11 protein-coding genes and 1 pseudogene are annotated in these 20916 nt (G+C 59.0%); 7 read left to right on the forward strand and 5 right to left on the reverse strand.

Features of this window, described 5'->3' with window-relative positions; all coding sequences use genetic code 11:
* Window positions 1–92 precede the first annotated feature (92 nt).
* Both OZX57_RS00915 and OZX57_RS00920 read left to right on the forward strand, forming a co-directional pair.
* Window positions 93–1334 carry a BspA family leucine-rich repeat surface protein gene (locus OZX57_RS00915; protein ID WP_277162341.1) on the forward strand — a complete coding sequence of 414 codons (1242 nt, stop codon included), beginning with the start codon at window positions 93–95 and terminating at the stop codon, window positions 1332–1334.
* On the forward strand, window positions 1331–6352 hold the full coding sequence (locus tag OZX57_RS00920; protein ID WP_277162342.1) for a BspA family leucine-rich repeat surface protein: 5022 nt from the start codon (window positions 1331–1333) through the stop codon (window positions 6350–6352). Before OZX57_RS00915 ends, OZX57_RS00920 begins: the two co-directional genes overlap by 4 nt.
* A 254-nt stretch (window positions 6353–6606) precedes the next feature.
* On the opposite strand, the gene OZX57_RS00925 is transcribed toward OZX57_RS00920, so the two are convergent.
* Together OZX57_RS00925 and OZX57_RS00930 are read right to left on the reverse strand one after the other, a co-directional pair.
* Window positions 6607–8010 (reverse strand): ATP-binding cassette domain-containing protein, encoded by a 1404-nt coding sequence (locus OZX57_RS00925; RefSeq protein ID WP_277162343.1) that lies wholly within the window; start codon window positions 8008–8010, stop codon window positions 6607–6609.
* On the reverse strand, window positions 8007–9323 hold the full coding sequence (locus tag OZX57_RS00930) for an ABC transporter permease (protein WP_277162344.1): 1317 nt from the start codon (window positions 9321–9323) through the stop codon (window positions 8007–8009). Before OZX57_RS00930 ends, OZX57_RS00925 begins: the two co-directional genes overlap by 4 nt.
* Before the next feature lie 530 nt (window positions 9324–9853).
* Here OZX57_RS00930 and OZX57_RS00935 point away from each other — a divergent pair.
* Both OZX57_RS00935 and OZX57_RS00940 read left to right on the forward strand, forming a co-directional pair.
* On the forward strand, window positions 9854–12019 hold the full coding sequence (locus OZX57_RS00935) for a DUF6541 family protein (RefSeq protein WP_277162887.1): 2166 nt from the start codon (window positions 9854–9856) through the stop codon (window positions 12017–12019).
* A gap of 153 nt (window positions 12020–12172) precedes the next feature.
* Window positions 12173–12730 (forward strand): type 1 glutamine amidotransferase domain-containing protein, encoded by a 558-nt coding sequence (locus tag OZX57_RS00940; RefSeq protein WP_277162345.1) that lies wholly within the window; start codon window positions 12173–12175, stop codon window positions 12728–12730.
* Window positions 12731–13106: 376 nt separating this feature from the next.
* Here the strand turns inward: OZX57_RS00940 and OZX57_RS00945 are convergent, their stop codons facing one another.
* The 3 genes from OZX57_RS00945 to OZX57_RS00955 form a co-directional block, all read right to left on the reverse strand.
* Window positions 13107–14516 carry a DHA2 family efflux MFS transporter permease subunit gene (locus OZX57_RS00945; protein ID WP_277162346.1) on the reverse strand — a complete coding sequence of 470 codons (1410 nt, stop codon included), beginning with the start codon at window positions 14514–14516 and terminating at the stop codon, window positions 13107–13109.
* A 17-nt stretch (window positions 14517–14533) separates the two neighbouring features.
* On the reverse strand, window positions 14534–15082 hold the full coding sequence (locus tag OZX57_RS00950; RefSeq protein WP_277162347.1) for a MarR family winged helix-turn-helix transcriptional regulator: 549 nt from the start codon (window positions 15080–15082) through the stop codon (window positions 14534–14536).
* A 208-nt stretch (window positions 15083–15290) separates the two neighbouring features.
* The gene (locus OZX57_RS00955) at window positions 15291–16601 is read right to left on the reverse strand and encodes an MATE family efflux transporter (RefSeq protein ID WP_277162888.1); all 1311 of its coding nucleotides are present in this window, start codon (window positions 16599–16601) and stop codon (window positions 15291–15293) included.
* A 482-nt stretch (window positions 16602–17083) separates the two neighbouring features.
* Here OZX57_RS00955 and topA point away from each other — a divergent pair.
* The 3 genes and pseudogenes from topA (at window position 17084) to OZX57_RS00970 (ending at window position 20907) form a co-directional block, all read left to right on the forward strand.
* A pseudogene (topA, locus tag OZX57_RS00960) lies at window positions 17084–20072 on the forward strand (type I DNA topoisomerase).
* A 192-nt stretch (window positions 20073–20264) separates the two neighbouring features.
* Complete coding sequence (locus OZX57_RS00965; protein ID WP_277162348.1) at window positions 20265–20645, forward strand: hypothetical protein; 381 nt, start codon at window positions 20265–20267, stop codon at window positions 20643–20645.
* Entirely contained in the window at window positions 20638–20907 is a 270-nt protein-coding gene (locus OZX57_RS00970; RefSeq protein WP_277162349.1) for a DUF4160 domain-containing protein, read from the forward strand. Before OZX57_RS00965 ends, OZX57_RS00970 begins: the two co-directional genes overlap by 8 nt.
* Window positions 20908–20916 lie beyond the last annotated feature (9 nt).

A 20916-nucleotide genomic window follows, 5' to 3' on the forward strand; every position in this document is an offset into this window, starting at 1 on the left:
CGTCCGTAAGCCTTCAACGAGCCGTTTTTCCGTCGTCTCATCTTGCCTCCAAACCCCAAATACAAGCACAGACGCAATCCGGTTCTGAACAAGTGAACGCTCCTGTCGATTCCGATGTGGCGCAGTCTCAAACTGATTCATCACCGGCAAATCCCGTTCAGCCGATTTCCGACGAAGACCAAACCGTCGAGCCGACGGCTGAAACCTCTTTAATGCGTTCGAGTGCGTCTTTACCAGCGCGGGCCAGCGCGGTTGGCAATCAGCGACAACCAAAAGCGGGTCTATGGGGCGAGACGCCTCAAACGCAAAGCGATTCCCAAACTGCTGCAAAGAGCGGACAGTCTACCGAAGGCGCTCAAAAGAGTGACGATCGCTCGTCTCAGCAGCAAAAGTCTATTCAGAAGCGAGCTGTTCAGGCGCCTCAATCGTCCAACGAACAGAAGAAGCCAGTCACGGCAGCCCAGCCTGGTGGCTCTGGCAGTGGGTCGGCTTCGTCTGGTTCTCCGGCGAATTCTGCAAACGCTCCGAAAATCCTTGGCGTTGGTCCTGGCCCGTCCGTTTCTCAAAAGCAGACTGAACCTGTACAGTCCGATTCGGCGAAGTCCAAGTCCTCATTGTTGCGTGGCAGTTCAGCTCAGGCTCCTGAAACTCGTGGAGCATGTCCAGTAAGTAATTGGGCCACGGCGCCGGGGAAGAACAGCACTTCTCAGTGGCGGGTGACCGATGACGGTTATGACTGCACGCTACACCTTTCCAGTGGCAACATTGGGCAGCTCCCTTCCACCTTCGGGCAGCCTATCCAGTTCTATCCTTGGGCTGGATGGTATTTGAGCGGCGTATACACATACACTGATTACAACGGGCAGATGCGGGAACCGAACAATAAGCAGGACTCAATCACCAGAATTCAAATTGAAGGTGATGTGACCGCTGAAGATACCTGGGTTGGGATGCAATGGCAAAGCGGTGGAATCTGGATGCATAATGAAGCGAGTCTGTTCGCAGGCATGACCGCTCTGCGCACCTTCGACACTTCAAGTGGCACTTTGCATGTCAAAGGTAGCGGCGCTGGCATGTTTGCCTGGGATAATGCCCTGACCTACCCGGATTTTCGGGGCATTGACGTTAGCCAAGCTACCGGCCTTGGCAACATGTTCCAGGACTGCAGAAACCTCGTGTACCCGAATCTTTCCGGCTGGAATATGTCAAACGTCACCAATCTTAGTGGTATGTTCATGCGATGCTACAACTTGAGCGACTCCGGCAGCTGGTCGAATTGGTATCTGCCCAAGTGCACCAGCACGTTCTGGATGTTCTGGAATGCTATAGTTTGAGAAGCCCCGACTTCTCTGGATGGACCGTTGGCACCAACTATCCCTATTCAAACGGTGTTGTCGATTTTTCGGAGATGTTCGAATACTGCTACGGTCTGTATCAGCCTACTATCTCCGGTTGGCATGCTGCTAGTAATGTGCACGGTGGCAACTATGCGAAGATGTTCCGTAATGATTCCAACCTCGACCACGACGATGTTCTCACACGCGGCAGCGGTGTGTGGATCAATGCGGCCAGAAGCATGTATGAGGGATGCACGAGCTTGACCTTTCTTGATTTGAGCGGGTATCCGGATTTCACTCCTTATACAATGACCGGCATGCTGCCGCCGGGCCTGTTGCATTTGAAGCTCGGTGCCAACACGCGCTTCAACACGGACACGTTCAGTAACGTGCCGGCAGCCCAGACGTGGGAGACGTATACCACCAACTCCGGCCGCTGCTCCACCATCACCAATATCGGCAACACCGCCGCACTCGCCAACCGCGCTTATAGTTCCCTTGCCCAAGGTGACTACTACGCCAGCGGCAGTCTGCTCGCGCCCTCGTGCGTGCGGGTGTCTTATGTCTATCCGAATGGTGGTTCGGGTGGCGGCAATCCGGGTATCGAGGCAGATACCACTAACGGATCGGCCAGCTTCTACATGCCCTACGCCAGCTCATGGATCACCGCCAACCCGTCCGGCAAGCTCTTCAGCAACTGGAACACCAACAGCAACGGCACCGGCACCACCTACAGCTCCGGCGGCTACGCCAGCTTCTCCCAGCACACCGACGCGACCATCTACCTTTACGCGCAATGGTATAGTGCTTCGACGCCGGCGGGTACGGCTACTGCGGAGTGGGACCGTACCAACCACTGGGTGCGCATGGTCTACACGGATACGTCCTTCGGCGATGGCACCCGCTTCTACCTACGCGGCAAACCTTACGCCAGCGGTGCGTGGAGCTATAACAACGGCACCGGCAGTAGCCACGTCTGGCGCCAGGCCATCAGCGACAGCGGCTGGACTTCGCCCGGTAATCAATGGACCATCCAAGCCGCCGCGCAGATTTACGACTCGACGACCGGCCGCTACACCACCACCGACTACTACCAGGTTGGCACCGGCATCCTGCTCTACATGAACGTATCGTTCGCGGCCGGAGGGGTGTCCGGCAGCGTTCCCGGCACGGTGTCCGCTTTGGTCGACACCGGCAGCGCGACCGCCCAGCTCAACTTGCCCAAGCCTTCCAATCTTGTCAATCCTGATCGCAAAGTTTTCGCCGGATGGGCCAGCGGCAGCCAGACGCGACAAGTCGGTCAAGCTACCATTCCGACCAGCGAAGGAACGACCAGTGCGGGGCGCACTACGCTCACTCTCACGGCTACATGGGCCACGCTTACGGGTCCCACTGTGGCCGCCCCGAACGCGCATGCTGCAGCGGGAGCCACGCCAAGCGTCGACGTGGCCGTGACGATGCCTGCCCACCAGGCCGGTGACACGTTGAATGTGTCTTCCGCGTTCGGTTCGGGTTGGAGTGTCAGCCAGCCGTATGCCACCGCCGGTAATGCGGACACCCTGACCTGGAGCCTCACGCCCGCCCAGCTGCGTTCCGGCTGGGACGGCCAGTACAAGCTCAGCACGAGCATGAGCCGCGTCGACCCGGCCACGGGCCGCACCGTGGCCAGCGACCCCGACGTCAGACAGGCCGTCCTGCCCTATATCAGAGTGGGCTTCGACCGCAACGACGCCACGACCGGCACCGCGCCCGCCGGCAAGCAGGCTTTGGTGGACACGCCCACCGGCAAGGCCTGGTTCACCCTGCCCGACGGTTCGGGCATGGGTCTGGCCGGCAAGGTGTTCGGCAACTGGGCCACCGCCGCCGACGGCACCGGCAGCACTTTCCCGTCCGGCGCCCAGGGCATCCCGACCACGGCCGGCACGACCGCCAACGGCAAGACCACGGTGACGCTCTACGCCATCTGGATTGACCTGCCTGCACCGACGGGCGTGAGCGCGACGTGGAAGCACGCCACCAACCGTGTCTCGTTCGCTGTGTCGGGCCTGCCTGCGGGGGCCACCAGCTGGCAGATCCGGTACAAGCCCGGCAGCGGCCAGTCCTGGTGGACCGAGCCCGGCGACACCATGACGCCTGCCGGCACCTATGACGCATACGGCCCCTATTTCACGACGGGCGACACATGGGCCGTCCAGCTGCGGGCCACCGCCACCGACAGCACCGGCGCCGCCACCGACAGCGCGTGGAGTGACGATATCCGCGGCGTCCTGCCCTACATGACCGTCACGCTCAAACCCGGGCAGGGCACGGGAGACGACACAAGTGCGGCCGGTCTCGTCGACGCCGCCGACGGCAAGGCCTACCTCAGCCTGCCCGCAGGCACCGGCACCGCGCCCGACGGCATGGCCTTCCAGACCACCGGCGGGTGGACCACCAACCCCGACGGCACCGGCCAGGCCTACGATGCCGGCGACACCGCCATCCCCACCGCCAGCGGCTTGCCCGGACGCGACCAAGAGACCGTGCTCACCCTCTACGCCCAATGGAGGATGCGCACCCAGCCGCCGGCCCGCGGCACCCCCTGCACCAGCGTCACCGGCTGGCAGCAGTGGGGCACATCCGCCGGCGCCAGGCCCGGCGTCGCCAACCAGGACACCGGAGCGGTGTGCTGGACCATCGAAGGCACCACCCTGCGCCTGACCGGCGGCACCAGCCCCGACTACGGCGCCGACGGCAGCATCCCCTGGGGCGGCTACGGCATCGTCAACAACGTGATCACCAAAGTCAGCATCGAAGGCGACCTCACCCTCACCAAGACAAGCCAGTACTCCCTCAACTCGCCCTTCACCTACCAGACCGCCCTCACCCAAGTCGACGCCCACGGCCACAACATCACCCTCGACAGGAACGCCGGCCACAGCCTGTTCAACATGGACCAGGCGCTGCGGAATCTGGACCTGAACGGCTGGAGGACCGGCACCGCCACCGACATGGGCAGCATGTTCTCCTACTGCGACCATCTGGACAAGCTGGACGGCCTGTCCGGCTGGGACATGCGCAACGTCACCGGCATGACCGACATGTTCTACAACACCAGCTCCCTCACCGACATCGACCTCAGCGGATGGACCATCGGGCAAGGCGCCGAAATGAGCGAGATGTTCCTATACAGCGGCGTCAAGGACCTCGACCTGTCCGGCTGGGACACCAGCCGGGCCGCCACCGCCTACAGCATGTCGAGAATGCTGCCCCGCGGCCTGCAACGCCTCCGACTCGGCGAGAGGACACGGCTCGCCCCGCAGGCCTTCGACAGCCTCGACACCAGATACTCCTGGCACGAGTGGGACTGGCCCAAAGGCCACCGCCCCACCGACCTCGGCCCCGTAGGACCCACACAAGGCTCATCAGGAAACACGCCCGGCAACGGCACACTCGGCGTCCTCGAAACCCGCGCCAACTCCGCCACGCCCCAGGGCGTCTACATCCGCGACGACGTGACCCCCACCTGGACCGACCTCACCTACAACCTCCAGGGCGGCACCGGCGACACCAGCCTGCCCACACAGGTGGGCGCTGCCGCCAGCGGGTCGACGCCCAGACGCGACGGCCTCGCCATCGACACCACCTTCCGGCCCGGCTCCTACACCGTCCCCGACACCGCCGCCAGCCACATCACCGCCAACAAGGCCCACGGCCTGTTCCAGGGCTGGTCCTATGACACTGGCGGGGTGACCGGTGGCACGGCCACGGTCAGCAACCACACGCTCACCGCGTCCAAGGGCGCCGGCGGACAGGTCACGATCGACGCGACGTGGCAGGCGCTTGCCGGCGAGGCCAGTGGCACGGTCGACAAGGTGAGCGTCACCGCGAACACCTCCGATCAGGGCACGGCCACGGTGAAGGTGTCCGCCACCCTGCCCGCAGGCGATACCTCGTTCAAGGCGTGTGTGAAACCCAGCAGTCAAAGCGGCAGCTACGCGGCGGACCAATGCCAGAGCATGGTAAGTACCGCCAGCGGCTGGCAGTCCGCGATCCTGCCCGTGTTCACGCTGCCCGGCTCGCTGACTGCGGGCCAGTCCACGACGTTCCCCGGCCCGGGTCTGGCGTACACGATGGCCGCCGTGTACACGGTCAAGGACCCGGTCACCAACAACAGCGTGGACAGCGAGGCGACCGCGGCGGGCGGCGGGCTCACCACCGGGACCCTGGCCTGGCTGCGTCTGCCCTTCGACGTGAACACCGCCAACGGCGGCAGCGGCGTCGCACCGGGCGGCACCAACGCGCACGACGGGCACGCCGACGCGATCATCGACACCGGCAGCGGCAACGCGTGGCCGCTCATACCCGGCCCAGACGGCATGCACGGCTACGCGTCCGGCAGCCCTGCGGCCGACCACGGCGTGTTCCAGGGGTGGGCCATCACCCGAACGTCGGCACGGCCCAACAGCTGCACCCCCGGCTCCCACTGCAGCCTCGGCACCAGCCTGCCCATCACGCCGGGCGAACACGACTGGATCCCCTACTACGCCGTCTGGCGCGAGGTCAAAACCCCCACGGTCACCGGCGTGAAACGCGACCCGACCACCAACCAAGTCACCGTCACCGGCACCGCCACACCCCTGACAGCCAACGACGGGCTCGACGTGTGTGTGGGTGCGGCCGGGTGCGCGAATGTGGCCATCGACGCGACCGACGGGCACGGCACCACGCTGGCCTACGACGGCAGCACCAGCCACACATGGACCCGCGTCATCAACGCCGGCGACCTGGCAGGCGGCGACACCACGGTCACCGCCACGCTGGGCAGCACGGACACCTACCGCACCGGCACCCCGCAGGTCTACAGCATCCCCGCCAACGGCACATGGAGAATCGCCGGGTTCTACCAGCACCAGATGCCTTTGACCGGCGGACGCCGGCAATGGGCCCTCCTCGCAGCCCTCGGCCTGGCGCTGGCCGTCGTGGCCGCCGCCGGCATCGCCAACAACCGCCGGCAGCAAAAACACCACGCATGACGAGTCGTGCCCGCCGCGGCTTCTGAACAGTGGCGGGCGGCATCAGCACTGGTGTCTTACTGAATAAATAAGCGTGTGAAGCGTCAAACCAAAACGATTCGACACCTCGCACGCTGATAATCAAATACTTCCTGTCTGGTCAAAAACCTAAGCCTACCGGGCAGGAACCAATAAATAGGGTGCCGACGCTAATCAAACCCAAACCAACCGAGCGTCGGCACCCTTCTACTTTTAGCGGATTAGGTAGTCGGCTTTCAGAATGAGTAAATCTTGTCGGCTTTGGCCTCGTAGTCGGTTTCGCCGGTCTCATCTGCTGTGTCCTCGTAATCGGGTTCGTCGGCTTTACTGTCTGTTTCGCCGTTGCTGTTGGCTTGTGCTTCCACATTGATGCCGGGAACAATGACGATGATGCAGCGCTTCGGATCCTGTGCGTGTGCCAGACGGGAAAGCAAGTCGAGAATGGTGTCGCGGTCATCCTGTTCGAGGCCGCCTACAGGATCGTCGGCGACAATCACCGTGGCTTCGCAGCAGATGGCGCGGGCGATAGCCAGGCGGCGCTGGTTGACGGGCGATAGCTCGCCTGCTGGCACGCCCGTGGCGGCTTCGTCGAAGTCGACGGTTTTCAGCACATCACGCGCCGCTTCGGGGATCGGCTTTAGGAAGGTGCGTCCGGAGGCTCGCATGGTGAACGTGATGTTGCCGAGGGCGTCAAGGTCGTCGCGCATACTGTAGCGTTGCGTGATCAGGCCGATGCGATGGCCGCGAATCTCATTGGTTTCAAGCTCCAGTAGGCTTTGGCTCTTAGCCATGACCTGGCCGCTGTCCGGGCGATAGAAACCTGAAGCGACCGCGAGCAACGTGCGCCGCTGTTCATCGTCGGCGCCGACAATGGCGTAAAGCGAACCGGCGAAGAACGACCAATCGATGTTGTCAAGCACATCACGGCCGGATTTGTGGTCGGTGAGGGTGACGTGGTCGAACGCAAACGTCGGGTTGGGTTTCAAGAGAATGTCCGTCTCGGCGATGGTCTCCTTGTCGAGACGCGAAGAGAGTGCGGTTGCCGGATCGATGATGGGCGATTGCGCCTCGTGGGTCTCCAGCTCTTCTTCCTCTTCTGCCGCAAGTCCCAGAGTCTCGTTGACGCGCTTGGCGTTGGACGCCGCGACTGTGTCGGGAAGTGACTTGTCTTCGCCGTTTTCTGCTGAAGCCTTGTTGTCAGTATTGGCATTAGTGCCCGTATTAGCGTCGGCTTTGGTCTCGGCATCAGCATCGACTGATTTGTGGTTTTCAGCTTCGTTGGTTTCGGATTCCTCATTAGCGTTGCCGTTATTGGCCGATGCCGTTTGAGTTGATCGCAAAACGGATGCTTGTTCATCCGTGCCCGCCGAAGGATTTTCGTCCGCATCGTCGTCCTCGGCCGAGTCGTCGGCATCGGCTTTCGTGGCAAGATTGGCGAAATCAAGAGCGTTGTCGTCATCGTCGAACACGACATCATAGTCGACTGCTGCAGCCGTTTCTTCGGCCCCATTGGTGACCTCAGTGCTGGCGGCTTGATTCTCGTCCGCCGCGTTGTTGACGTCCTTGGTTTCCTTGGCGTCTTTGGCGTTGTCCGTATCGCTGTTCATGGCTTCGTCTTTCGGATCGGTGTTGTTGCTCATGCTTCAGCCTCCGTGTCGTCTTTCGGCGCTTGACCTTCGTGGTCATCAATGTTGCTATTATTCCGAGTATCGAACACGGGCGTTATGCGAGCGAACGCAGCCCGCAGGAACGCGAGAACAGCCAAAATGGCCACAATGGCGATGCTGTACCACATGGCCATCCAGCAATCCGATACCGCCGGCGTCGCGATGCCGGAATCCAGCGCAGATCCGAGCGGGCGTGCGCACAGCGCTCCGGCCACGCCTCCGACCAGCAGTCCTGGAACCGTAGGCATCAGCATCTCGAGGACGAATTGCCAGCCCAAGCGGCTACGGGTCACGCCGATGACCATATCCATCCTGATTTCGTCGGTGCGTCGGCGCAAACCAAGGCCAACCAGCAGGAGCAAGATGATTCCCGCGACAACATAGAGCCCGATGCGCACCTTGTTCATCACCGAAGTAAGCCTGTCCAAAGGCTTCAGCGAGGCGTTGTAACGGTCGAGCGTCGGGGAGGTGACTTCATAGCCCTTCGGCAGTTTCATCGACTTGACCGCTTGGGCGAAGGCCTTGTATTCGTCGGTGCTTCCCAGCCCAAAACCGATGTCGAAATGGGGCGCCGCCCAGCCCTTGCCGTTGATGTCGAGAAGAGCGTTTTCGGTGAAGGTGCTAGAGCTCGTGTAGATGGTGTTGTCGCGGTTGTCTTTGGCGAGCTTGGCGTCGCTGCCGTTGCCGGCAGGCGCCGGATCGGTGTAGGTGTAGATGCCGCGTACCTTGAAATCGTACGTCTTGCCGGCGTCGGTCGAGTTGGCGAGTTTGAAGGTGCTGCCCACGCGCAGGTTGTTCTTGCTGGCGAAGGCCTTGGAGACGAGCACGTCTTTGCTGCTCTTGGACTGATAATCGAGCGCCTTACCTTGGGTGATCTTGAAGCGACCCTCTGGGTTGATGCTGATGCTGCTGTTGTCGTACAGGTTATAGAGTAGGGTTTCGCCGCCGGTCTTGTCGGCGCTTTCGTCACCGGTGCCAGCGATGGCCTTGACGGTACCTGTCTGACGCATCGGCAGGGAGAAGTTGATGGAGAATTTAGCGTCTTGTGTGCCGATTTGCTGTACCGCCGACGCGTATGTGTTGTAATCATCGAAGCTCAGGTATTTTTTAACGCTTGCTGAATCGTCGCCTTTGAGCTTGCTTTTCATCTCCGCTGTCGGCCGGATGACGGCGATGGGGGATTGCTCCGCGTAAGTTTCGCCATGTGCCTTGCTGCTTGCACTATCGACGGCTGTGGCAAAAACGACGCCGAAAATCATGACCGCGGTGACGAGCAGCATCATCATGCTCCGCCATTTGTGGCGTCTCACCGTTGACCAGGCATTGGTTAGCACGAACATACATTTCTCCTGCGTTCAGGCCCGTTCGCGACGCGCAAGGTCTGCATCAGGCGCGCAAAAGGGCATCACATGTTTCCTGCCGTCATGGCTTGCACTACTTTCGATGCTAGGCCGCAGCATAGGCAACAAGCCCAAGTATATGTGCCCAAGCTTGACTTGAGCGTGCAAAACCTCAAGAAATATTTAAAGTTTTCTGTGAATTCGGTTTTTGGGGAGCGGTTTGTGTTTCGCTGATCGTTTCGGCGTGGGATGCTGTGGCGTATTGTGTACTCCGACGTTTTGCGTTTGTTTCTGTTGTCGTGCTTTGCATCAGTTTTGAACTTGTGGCCTGCGTATTTATGGCTTGCGTATCCGTGGCTTGTATCTTGTTTTCGCCCCATTGAACGATTAGTGAGAAGCCAATAAGTTGTGAATTTAGTATGTGTTGACAAGTGTGCGAGCGGGGCCTGTTCGATTGTGGGTAGGATAATCGCGTGATGAATGCGAAATGGAAACGACGCTTGCGCGCCGCTGCGCTGCCGTTCTGCTCGGTGGTCGGCGTGCTCATGGCGTTCGGCGTTGTGCTGGCATGGTTCCCTCAGACCGGGAATGCATGGAATTTGCCGTTGCAGGAGATCGATGCGCCGGCGCATTACTATTTCATTCGTAAGATTCTACGCGAGGGTCTCGGCGCGGCCACGCGGCTATGGCCGAACGGTGCCTATTACCCGCCCATGTTCCATCTCACGGCTGCCGCCATCATTTCGGTGGGGCAATTCCTGGGCATCAAGGTCAATATTTACACAGCATTCAATATCGTTTGGCTGGTGACTTCCGGGCTGGTCTGGCCGGCCGGAGTCTCGCTTTGGGCCAGCTATTGGACGCGTCAGGTTGATGGAAAACGTCACGATAGCTTTGGCGATAACGTATCATTTTCTCGCGTTTCTCGTGTTTCCTCTCATGCTGCTTCTGACACGGCCTTTGCGAATGCCAGCGAAGTGCGGGGCTCGTGCGGAAGTGTCAACTTATCGTCGCCAGTGTCGTGGCGGCCATTCTCCTGCTGCATGATGTTGGTCGTTCCGCTGCTTGCGGTTGCCTCCGCCAGTCATCCCTTCCAGATGTTGGCTTCCGGGCCGCTGATTGCGTTTGGTTTGGCTACGACATTGCTGCCGTATTGGCTTTACGTGACGCTGCGTCTGTTCGATGCCATCGCCGATCGCCTCCACATTGTGCGTTGGTTGGCGGCGACTGTATTGGTCGGTCTGCTTTGCGTCTTCGCCCACCCGCGCATCGCCTTCACCTGGCTGCTGCTGATGGCCCCGTTCATTCTGCTGCGTCTGCCGTGGAAACTGATTCTCGGTGCGCTAGCGGCGGTGGTCGTCTGCGCCGTCGCCTTCTTCTTCTACATGATCGGGCACTACCATTCTTCCCGTTATCTCGACCCCTCCAGCTGGTTCCATACCTTCGTGCCCAACCGCACTATGCCCGAGGCGCTGCGCATCTTCGTTACCGACAACATCTCCGGCCCTGCTGGCTGGTTCATGGCCGTTGCGGTTGTGCTCTCGCTGGTTGTAGCGGTTGCGGCCGTTGTCGTCACAATAAAGTCGAAGCTGAGCGTTCGTAAATCCAATGGACGCAACGATAATGCGAACAACGCTGGTAGCGCCGGCCGATACATGGCGAAGGACGCCATCTCGTTGATTCTGGCATTCTTCTTGGTCGGTCTGGTCTACGTCTGCTCGACTTCGTTGACCGGCTGGTTCCCGAACATCGTGGCGGCCGCGTGGTATCGCGCCGAAACTCGACCGTTGACGATGATTCCGCTTGCCATTATCCCGCTGCTGGTTTTCGCTGCTTGCGCCGTCGCGCAACTGAGTGGACATCAAATTTGCAGTGGTGTAATCGATAAAACAGAGTCGAACGCTAAGGCAAATCTGGTAGATTCTAACGGTGCTGTTGCGGAAACTGTATTGTCGAATCAAACTGTTGGAAGCGGCTCGCGACAAGACGATGCGATGAATGGCGTTTCTCCTTCTCGGCGGGCTAATGGTGGTATCGTCTCCTGGTTCTCCCGTAACGGTGGCAAGGCCATCGCGCTGATTGTGCTGGCGGCGCTCGCGATTTCCTGCCAGTTTGGCAACACGACTCGAGAGGTGCTGAGCCAAGGCGTGACGACGAACATGACGCTGTCCGGCAAGCCGCAAGACGAACAGTTGACACTTGCAAAATATGATGTATTACAAAAAACGGTTAAGATTACCGGCACGGATGCGCTCATTATCTCGGACCCGCTCAATGGTTCGATGTATGCCTCGGCCATTTTCGGCGCGAATATGCTCTTCCCGATTTATAACGCGATGCACGAAAAAGGCGGCGCGGTTTTCCCGGCAACCGAAGCGGCGTTTGACTCCGGCCAAGCGGCTCAGCTGACTTCCGTGACCTGCCCGATCGACGGCTCCGTACCGAAATACTTCCTTTCGATGGGTCCGCAGGCGCCGAGCCTCAAGATGTTCACGTTCCGCCAGCAATACGACACCTTCCATCGGCAGGACTTGATTGACGGCTACGTGCAGTCCGGCGCGCTCGTCAAGGTCAAAGATTTCAGCTCTGAAGGCTCTTATGCCAAGGGTTGGGCCCTCTATCGGATTACGTGCGGCAAATAGCGGCAACGATTCGTTTGGAACGTAAAGACGGTCATGATGTAAGCAAAATAACCAATACGGGATGGCCGCTGCCCCTGCTGAAATCGTTTCTTTTATACAATGAAACTGTTTAATATCCGAAAAGGTATTCGTTATATATAAGGAGACGGCATCATGGCTACATCACTAAGCAACGCGAAGGTACTGATTATCGTGCGCAACTGGGGCATCGAGGAGACCGAAATGACCCGTCCGCTGCATGATTTGCGGGCTGCGGGTGCGCAGGTAACGCTGGCAGCGGCGGAGCTCGCGCCTATCGAGACGGTGCGGCATGACCGCTATGTCGGTGAAATTGTTGAACCGGATACGGTCTATTCCGAGGTTTCCGCCGATGATTTCGATATGCTCATCGTCCCCGGCGGCACTTGCAACGTGGATCGTCTGCGCGTTGACCCGGCTGCGCAAAAGCTTGCCAAGGACTTTGCCGCCGCTGGCAAGCCGGTTGCCTCAATCTGCCACGGCGCCTGGTTGCTGGTCAATTCCGACTTGCTCAAAGGCAAGACGCTGACCGCCTGCCGCTACATCGCCGCCGACATCGAAAACGCTGGCGGCAAGTACGTCGACGAAGAAGTCCATGTCGACAATGCCAACGGCTTCAAGCTCATCACCTCCCGCAAGCCCGCCGATTTGGATGCGTTCGTGAGTGCGATCAAGGAAGCGCTCGGGGAGTAATCGGGCCGTTTACAGCACGCAATGCGAAATGTGGCTAATTAAGGTAGGAGTGCTGTGAACAGGCAGCACTGAGACGTTTTAAAAGCAGTAACGAGCTTCAGTGCTGCAAAATCATCATTCCTCAATACGGGAATGCCGCTATTCCGGCGATGTGGGTTGGCTGTCTCCACGATTTCGCAGCGCGAAAGATTAATAATCAATGATTATCTCTTCCGTGCTGCGCGATCAACTGTGTTTGGCGCTTTTGCCATTCTTAACAGACTGACCGTGCACGTGTGTATCGAACGATTTTGGTAAAATGGCATATAAAAAACGGTTGTGATGACGATTAAGTAGTGTCATCACAACCGTTTTTATTTATTATTGCTTGTCGTCTTTAGAACAGCGAGCGGAGAATGTCGGCGAACTCGACGACGAGGGCTACCAACAGCACGCCGAAGGCCATGGTGGCACCGGTTGCGGTGCCGGCGGCGACGTTGGTGGTTGTGGCTTGGCCGGCGGCCAGGATGGCGGCGGCGATGGAGGTGCCGACGGCTCCCGCGAACTGCTGGGCGGTGTTGAAGATGGCGTTGCCCATGCTCTGCTCGTGGGCGCTCAGATGCGAGAGACCGGTGGTCATGATGTTGCCGGAGCTCAGGCCGATGCCGAGCATGTAGATCAGGTAGAAGCCGGCGGCGACCGGAGCGGACAGGTGATGGCCGAAGGCGAACATGCAGATGACGGCGATGATGGCACATGCACCGCCGAAGATCAGCGGTGGCTTCGGGCCGATGGCGTCGAGGATGCGTCCGCCCAGAGGAGCGAACACAGCACCGAGCGCGGCACCCGGCAGCAGCGTGAGGCCTGCGGCGAGAGCCGAGGAGTGGTCAGCCAGCTGCAGATAATTCGGCAGGATGAACGAGAGTCCCAGCGAAACCGCCTGAAGCAGGAAGAACGCCAGCACAAAGCCCGAGAAACGAAGGTTGCGCAGGGTGCGGATGTCGATGATCGGGTTGTCGATCTTCAGCTGAAGCATGCAGAACAGCACCAGCGCGATGATGCCGACAACGATGGCGCCGGCGACGTGGAGGCTCAGAAGCGGCTTGGTGGTCATCGAGCTGAAGCCGTAGATGAGTCCGCCGAAGGTCAGGGCGATGAGGATGATGCTCGGGATGTTGAAGGAGACGCGACGGATTTCGCTCTTCTGATCGATGTTGATGATGCCGAGAACCAGCGAGATGAGGACGATCGGCAGCAAGCACACGAAGATGACGCGCCAGCTGGTGGTCGAGACGACCAGGCCGCCGAAGGTGGGTCCGATGGCCGGTGCCACTGCGGTCAGCAGTGTGCCCAGGCCCATCATCATGCCGATCTTCTGCGGCGGCGCGGTTTCCAGAATGATGTTGAACATCAGTGGCAGCGCAATGCCAGCGCCGACGCCCTGGATGACCCTGCCGGTCAGCAGCAGCGGGAAGTTGGGTGCGAAGATGTCAAGGATCAGGCCGGCAAGGAACGTCAGGTTGGCGGTCACGAACAGCGACTTGGTGCGGAAGCGAGACTTGAGCATGGCGCTCAGTGGCACGATGATGGAAATGATGAGCAGGTTGGCGGTCGTCATCCATTGCACGGTGTCGGTGCTGATGTTGAATTCCTTCATCAGCGTCGGGAACGTGACGTTCATGGCGGTTTCTACGGTCACGCCGCTCAGCGAGAGCAGGCCGGCCGAGATGAACGAGCCGAACACCTTGCCGGGAATCTTCCCCGATTGCTGTGGTGCAGCCGTTGATGTTGCTGTTTGTGAGGTCATTGCTTGTTGTGATCCTTTTATTTTCTGTGTTGTTGACGGTTGATTGATAGTGATTTCAGATTGAAGCTGCCGATGAGCGGGGGCGCAAGCTGATTATCGCGGCGGTTGTTGCTCGATGTTGGGGTCTTCGTCGCGCTCGCGGGCGAAGAACGCCAGCATTTCCCGAAACTCAGCGATTTGTGCGGGGAGAAGCGGCGCTCGAACTCACGTTGCTCGTTGTCGATGTAGCCGTGGATGGCCTCGACGCTTTGCTTGGCGCGCGGGGTGAGCTTCACGGTTTTGCGGCGGGCATCGTCGGGCGCCTGTTCGCGTGTGAGCAATCCGCGAGCCTCCATGCGTTGCAGAGTGACAGTGACGGTGGAGCGCTGAATGTGGAATTCCTCTTCGATAGCGTGCTGCGCCACCTCGCCGTTCGGCTGCGAGCTCATGAAGTTGATGACGGACATCTGCACTTCAGTGAGCCCGTAGCGTGCCGCAAAGCGACCGAGCTGTTGCGACATCCTGCTTGAGGACTGCTGCAGCAGGCGCCCGTAATTCTCCGGACGCCCATCTGGCGTATCGGTCATATCTTCTTGCCTTCTCGACAACCGGGCGTGAAACAACCCAGCAAAAATTAATTCGTTAGCTAACTAACAAATAATATCGAAGGCACGGACATTCGTGTTGTACTCATGATTCAGAACTGCCCTTGTCTCGCATCAAAAGATAAATTTAGACAGAGATTCAAGGGCAGTCCCATCGTTGGTGATTGGTATGTGGTTGCTTTCGCAGGTCTTATTTCTTTAACCACTTGTCGCTGCGGGCGCGCAGGCCGTTGAAGAGGCTGCGGCCGCCGATGAAGATGACATTGAAGACGGCCCAAAGCAGGATCATTCGGACGGTGGCGCTGGGGTTGTAGGCGCCGTCGATGAAGTTGAGCACGAGGACCAGCGGCAGATAGACGACGGTGACGATCGAGCAGGTGACGGCAAGATATTTGTAGTCGCCGGCGCCGATGAGAATGCCGTCGAGTGCCCACATCCAGCCGGCAATCGGCAGGAAGATTGCGACGACGATCATGCCGATGACAATGAGATGCTGGATGGCTGCGTTCGGGCTGAACATGGGAGCAGCGACGAATCCGAGCGCTATGAGCGCGATGCCGACCGCGATGCCGCCATACAGTCCCGCGCGCGCCGAGATTCTTGTCATTTCGCGGGCGCGGCCGTAACGTTTCGCGCCGATTTCTGTGGCGACCAGCGCTTGGCCAGAGATGCCGATGGCGTCGAGGATGTTCAGCACGAAGTTCCATGTGGAATTGACGGCCTGATAGGCGGCGAGCACCTGGGTGCCCATATGGGTGGCGAGCACGACGGTGGCCACCATGCAGATGCGCAGCGCGAGCGTACGAATGAACAGCGGCAGGCCATCGGATGCCGTAGCGGTGATGCCCGAAATGCGTGGGGCGAGCGAAGCCCCGGCGTCATGCGACCATTTGAGTGCGGGAATGACGAGATAAACACCCATGAACCACTGCGCGATTAGCGTCGCGAGTCCGGAGCCCATAATGCCCATGTTGAACCCGAAAATGAAGAGGAAGTCGAGTGCGGTGTTAAGTGCTGCGCCCAGAACGGCGGCGACAAGGGTGATGCGCACTTTCTTGAGTCCGCGGAAAATGCCGTTGGCCGCATAGACCAGCAGCATCCCAGGAAGTCCGAAAATAACGGCTTGCAGGTAAGTAACGGCGTTGTCGAGCACGGCGCCTTGCGCGCCCATCAGTGCACACAACGGCCGAGCCCCAACGAAGAATGCCGCCGAAATAATGACCCCGATAATCAGCGCCAACCATAGCCCGTCAACGCCGGTTTCAAGCCCTTCGCGTTTGCGGCCAGCGCCCATGAGCTGCCCGACGCGTGAGGTGGTGCCGTAAGCGAGAAAATTGCAAAGACCGGCGACAGTGAGCAACACGGTGGAACCGATGGAAAGCCCGGCCAGTGCGGTGTCGCCGATATGGCCGACGATGGCCGTGTCGATCAGGACGAAGAGCGGATCGGCGATGAGCTGACCGAAGGTGGGAATTGCCAGTGCGAGAATCTGCCGGTTGATGCGCTTGCGTTCGGCTTTGTCATATGTTTGCTGGCTGCTTGCAGTTTGTTTGTTTTGGTCGTAAGACGTCGTCTCGTTATGCGCTTGGTGGCTGTCTGTCGCTTGGCCGGGCTGGTTGTTGTCGCTTGTCGTTGGTTTCGTCACTGTGATAATTCTTCGGTTTTCCATGGTTGATTTGGCGTTTGCGATAGATATTGTAACGGCGTTCGTGGTGGATCGCCAGACAAGATTCCAATTCCGTCTGATCGTAATGGGCGGCAATGTGGCAGTGCTGCCAGGCGCTCCTTCGCTCTTGGGTGCCGGCTGTTGTTGTCGGCCATTGTGCGTCGGATGGGTTCACGCCATGGTATAGCGTGATAGCACAAATGTTCGGCACAATATGATAGTCCTTATTATTATGTTGCGCCACACGCTACACTGATGGTTCGCTGTATGCTGTGGGTAATATGGCAAACGTAACCTCAAGACGTGAAGGAGCGGTTATGGCGGCTGGTAAGAAACTTGTCATCGTGGAATCTCCGACCAAGGCCAAGAAGATTGGTGGGTACCTCGGCAAGGACTACACGGTCATGGCTTCCGTCGGCCATATTCGCGATTTGGCGCAACCGAGCCAGGTGCCCGCTTCCAAGAAGGCGAAGTTCGGGCGCTTCGGCGTGGATGTCGACGATGGCTTCGAACCGTACTACATCGTCGGTCCCGAGAAGAAGAAAACCGTTGCGCAGCTCAAAAGCGCTTTGAAGGACGCCAGCGAACTTTATCTCGCGACTGATGAGGATCGCGAAGGCGAGGCCATTGCGTGGCACTTGGTGCAGACGCTCAAGCCCAAGGTGCCGGTGCACCGCATGGTGTTCCACGAGATCACGCCGTCTGCCATCAAGGCTGCCGTCGGCAAGACTCGCGATGTGGATGCCAACATGGTTGATGCCCAGGAGACGCGCCGCGTGCTCGACAGACTCTACGGCTATGAGCTTTCGCCAGTGCTTTGGCGCAAGGTCGGTCCGGGGCTTTCGGCGGGCCGTGTGCAGTCTGTTGCCACCCGTCTGATTGTTGAGCGCGAGCGGGAGCGCATGGCGTTCGTGCGCTCGCCGTACTGGGATGTCATCGCCGAGCTTTCCGCGCCTGATGCGCAGGGCGAGAACGTTGATTTCGAGTCCCGCATGGTTTCGTTGGGCGGATCGCGTCTGGCGACTTCGCGCGACTTCACCTCTACTGGTGCGTTGACCGCTGCTGCACAGAAAGACAACGTTTGTCAGCTTGACGAGGCACAGACCAAGGCGATTGCGGAATCGCTGGAACATGCGCCGTTCACCGTGGTATCCATGGAATCCAAGCCATACCACCGCCGTCCGGTGCCGCCGTTCACCACCTCGACCATGCAGCAGGCCGCCGGCAACCGGCTCTCGATGAGTTCGCGCCAGACCATGCGTGCTGCCCAGGGGCTCTATGAAAACGGCTTTATCACTTACATGCGTACCGATTCGGTAACGCTTTCGCACGAGGCTATCGAAGCAGCCCGTGAATCCGTTACGAAGAATTTCGGCAAGGAATACCTTTCTGACAAGCCCAAGCAGTACGCCACCAAGACTGCAGGCGCGCAGGAAGCGCACGAATGCATTCGTCCTGCCGGCTCGAAATTCCATGACCCGGCTGAACTGGCCACCAAGGTGCCGTCGGATCAGTTGAAACTCTACACTCTGATTTGGCAGCGTACGCTTGCTTTCGCAGATGGCCGATGCCACTGGTTTCACCGCCACCGTGCGTCTTTCTGCGCCTGCGGGCAATCGGGGAGAAGCCATCTTCCAGGCTTCCGGTACCGTCATCGAGTTTCCTGGCTTCCTCAAGGCTTCCGGCTGGCCGCGTCATTCCTCTTCGCCGTCTGCAGCTGGTTCGTCCGCTGTTGCAAAAGCGAAGGGTGCCAAGGCGTCTGAGAAATCCGGTAAGTCTGAAGACAACGAAGCATTGCCGCCCATGAAAACTGGCGAGGTACTCAATGCCACGTCGGTTACCGCCGACGGCCACGAGACCCAGCCTCCGGCCCGCTACACCGAAGCGTCGTTGGTCAAGACGCTCGAGGCTAAGGAAATCGGCCGTCCGTCGACTTATGCCAGCATCATTTCGACGATTATTGACCGTGGCTACGTCTACGAACGCGGCCGTGCGCTGATTCCTTCTTGGCTGGCGTTCGCAGTGACCAAGCTGCTCGAAACCAACTTCCCGAAGTATGTGGACTACCAGTTCACCGCCGACATGGAAAACGGGCTCGACAAGATTGCTCAGGGTGAAGAGACCAGCAAGGAATGGCTCACCCGCTTCTACTTCGGTGACGGCTCTGACGCTGCGAAATCGCAGGATGAGGCCCATGAAGGCCTGCAACAGCAGGTTGCACAGCTTGGTGATATCGATGCTCGCGCCATCAATACCATTGAGATTGGCGATGGCCTGCAGGTACGCGTCGGCCGCTACGGCCCCTACCTCGAGGACACGAAAAACCTGGACGCCGAGGGCAACCCCAAGCGCGCCTCGATTCCCGAAACGATGGCTCCTGATGAGCTGACTGTCGAAGCCGGCCACGAGCTCATCAAGAACAATGCCGGCGGTCCGCGCGTGCTGGGCAAAGATCCAGAGACTGGCGGCACTGTTGAAGTTCGTAGCGGGCGGTTTGGGCCTTATGTCGCGCTGGTCTCTCCGGAAGCCGAAGCCGAAATGAAAGCTGAGCGCGAAGCCAAGGCAGAGGCAGCGAAGGCTGCTGCTACTGCCGACGCTGCTGATACCAAGGATGGCAAGGCTTCTACGAAGTCTGCCAAGACCACCAAGACTCGTGCGAAGAAAACCGCCAAGTCCACGGCGCCCAAGCCCAAGATGGCGTCGCTGTTCAAGACGATGAGCCCTGACACGGTTACGCTTGAAGATGCCTTGAAGTTGCTGAGTCTGCCGCGCGAAGTTGGCAAATACGATGAGACCGATGCCAAAACCGGCGAGACTAGCGAGGCTGTTGTCACTGCGAGCAACGGGCGTTACGGCCCGTACCTCACGAAGAAGGGCGCGGACGGCAAGTCCGAGACCCGTTCGCTGAGTAGCGAGGATGAGATTTTCACGGTCGATTTGGACAAGGCCAAGGCTCTGTTCGCCCAGCCGAAGTACGGTCGCGGCCGTGGCAGGGGAGCGGCCAAGCCGCCGCTGCGCGACCTCGGTGCCGACCCGGAGAACGGCAAGAACGTGACCATCAAGGATGGTTTCTACGGAGCCTACATCACCGATGGTGAGACCAACCGCACGCTGCCCAAGCAGTACACCCCGGAGTCCATTGACCCCGCCACGGCCTTCCAGTTGCTCGCCGAAAAGCGCGCCGCCGGCCCCTCCAAGCGTCGCGGCCGTCGCACGACGGCTACTCGCAAGACGAGTGCGAAGAAGTCCACGACCCGCAAAGCAAGCACTGCCAAGAAGACTGCAACGCGCAAGACGGCAAAATAAACGGCTTGAGCCGAGCTTGATTCGCGTCTATACAGCCAAGCTAGTGCTAAATGGCTGAGGTTGAGCTGAGACACGCCTCAAATGTGGATAACTCCTAGCGTTCGACCACAGTAGTCGGTTTTGCTTCGCATATTTTGTGTTTTATGTTTCGATGGAATCAAAGACGATTTCAGCGAAACAAGAGGAGCAAATATGGCGACTCAATCCATGGCGGGTAACGAAAAACGTAGACCTCCAAATATGAAGGTCTCGATCCGGTCTCGTCGTCCCAGTGGTACCTCGCGTCCTCCTGTATTTCCGGTAGAATTGCCGGTATTGCAGGAGGAAAGGAGGTGCAAAATGCAATGTGACGATCTTTTTGAGATGGACGGCGTGAGGCTCGGCTATACCGAAGATACTGTAACGATTACGGAAGTGGATTACGACCGCAAGGCAGTGTTCGACAACAAAGGCAATTTGCTTTCGTCGAATTTTCCGGAAGATTTTATGCCGTTTCTGTTGAACTACTACAAGCTGAATTATGACTTAGTGCAAGGCTCCCGCGAAGTGGATAGGGAGTTTGGCGATGACTGAGAAATTCTTTATCCATGGGTATGAAGTCTCATTCAATATTCATGACGGTGAGCATGGTGTACATGTGCATGTTTCGCAAGGACGAAGCAGAGATATGGCGAAGTTTGTACTGGCTCAAGATGGCAATGTTGTGTTGTCCCATAACAAAGGGAAATTATCTCCCAAGATGGTAAGAGCCATTCAAGATGCTTTAATTCGTCGATATACGGTTATTGTCAATGGTTGGGACAAGACATTCGGCGGGCATCATTTCGATCGGTGAGGGAATCGG

Origin of the sequence: Bifidobacterium sp. ESL0682, from assembly GCF_029392815.1 — a bacterium.
GTDB lineage: Bacteria > Actinomycetota > Actinomycetes > Actinomycetales > Bifidobacteriaceae > Bifidobacterium.

Bases quoted from the DNA above. Each gene is read 5' to 3' on its own strand.
- OZX57_RS00925 (WP_277162343.1), bottom strand. From the start codon at position 8,010: ATGAGCAACAACACCGATCCGAAAGACGAAGCCATGAACAGCGATACG.
- OZX57_RS00930 (WP_277162344.1), bottom strand. From the start codon at position 9,323: ATGATGATGCTGCTCGTCACCGCGGTCATGATTTTCGGCGTCGTTTTT.
- OZX57_RS00935 (WP_277162887.1), top strand. From the start codon at position 9,854: ATGAATGCGAAATGGAAACGACGCTTGCGCGCCGCTGCGCTGCCGTTC.
- OZX57_RS00940 (WP_277162345.1), top strand. From the start codon at position 12,173: ATGGCTACATCACTAAGCAACGCGAAGGTACTGATTATCGTGCGCAAC.
- OZX57_RS00945 (WP_277162346.1), bottom strand. From the start codon at position 14,516: ATGACCTCACAAACAGCAACATCAACGGCTGCACCACAGCAATCGGGG.
- OZX57_RS00950 (WP_277162347.1), bottom strand. From the start codon at position 15,082: ATGACCGATACGCCAGATGGGCGTCCGGAGAATTACGGGCGCCTGCTG.
- OZX57_RS00965 (WP_277162348.1), top strand. From the start codon at position 20,265: ATGGCGACTCAATCCATGGCGGGTAACGAAAAACGTAGACCTCCAAAT.
- OZX57_RS00970 (WP_277162349.1), top strand. From the start codon at position 20,638: ATGACTGAGAAATTCTTTATCCATGGGTATGAAGTCTCATTCAATATT.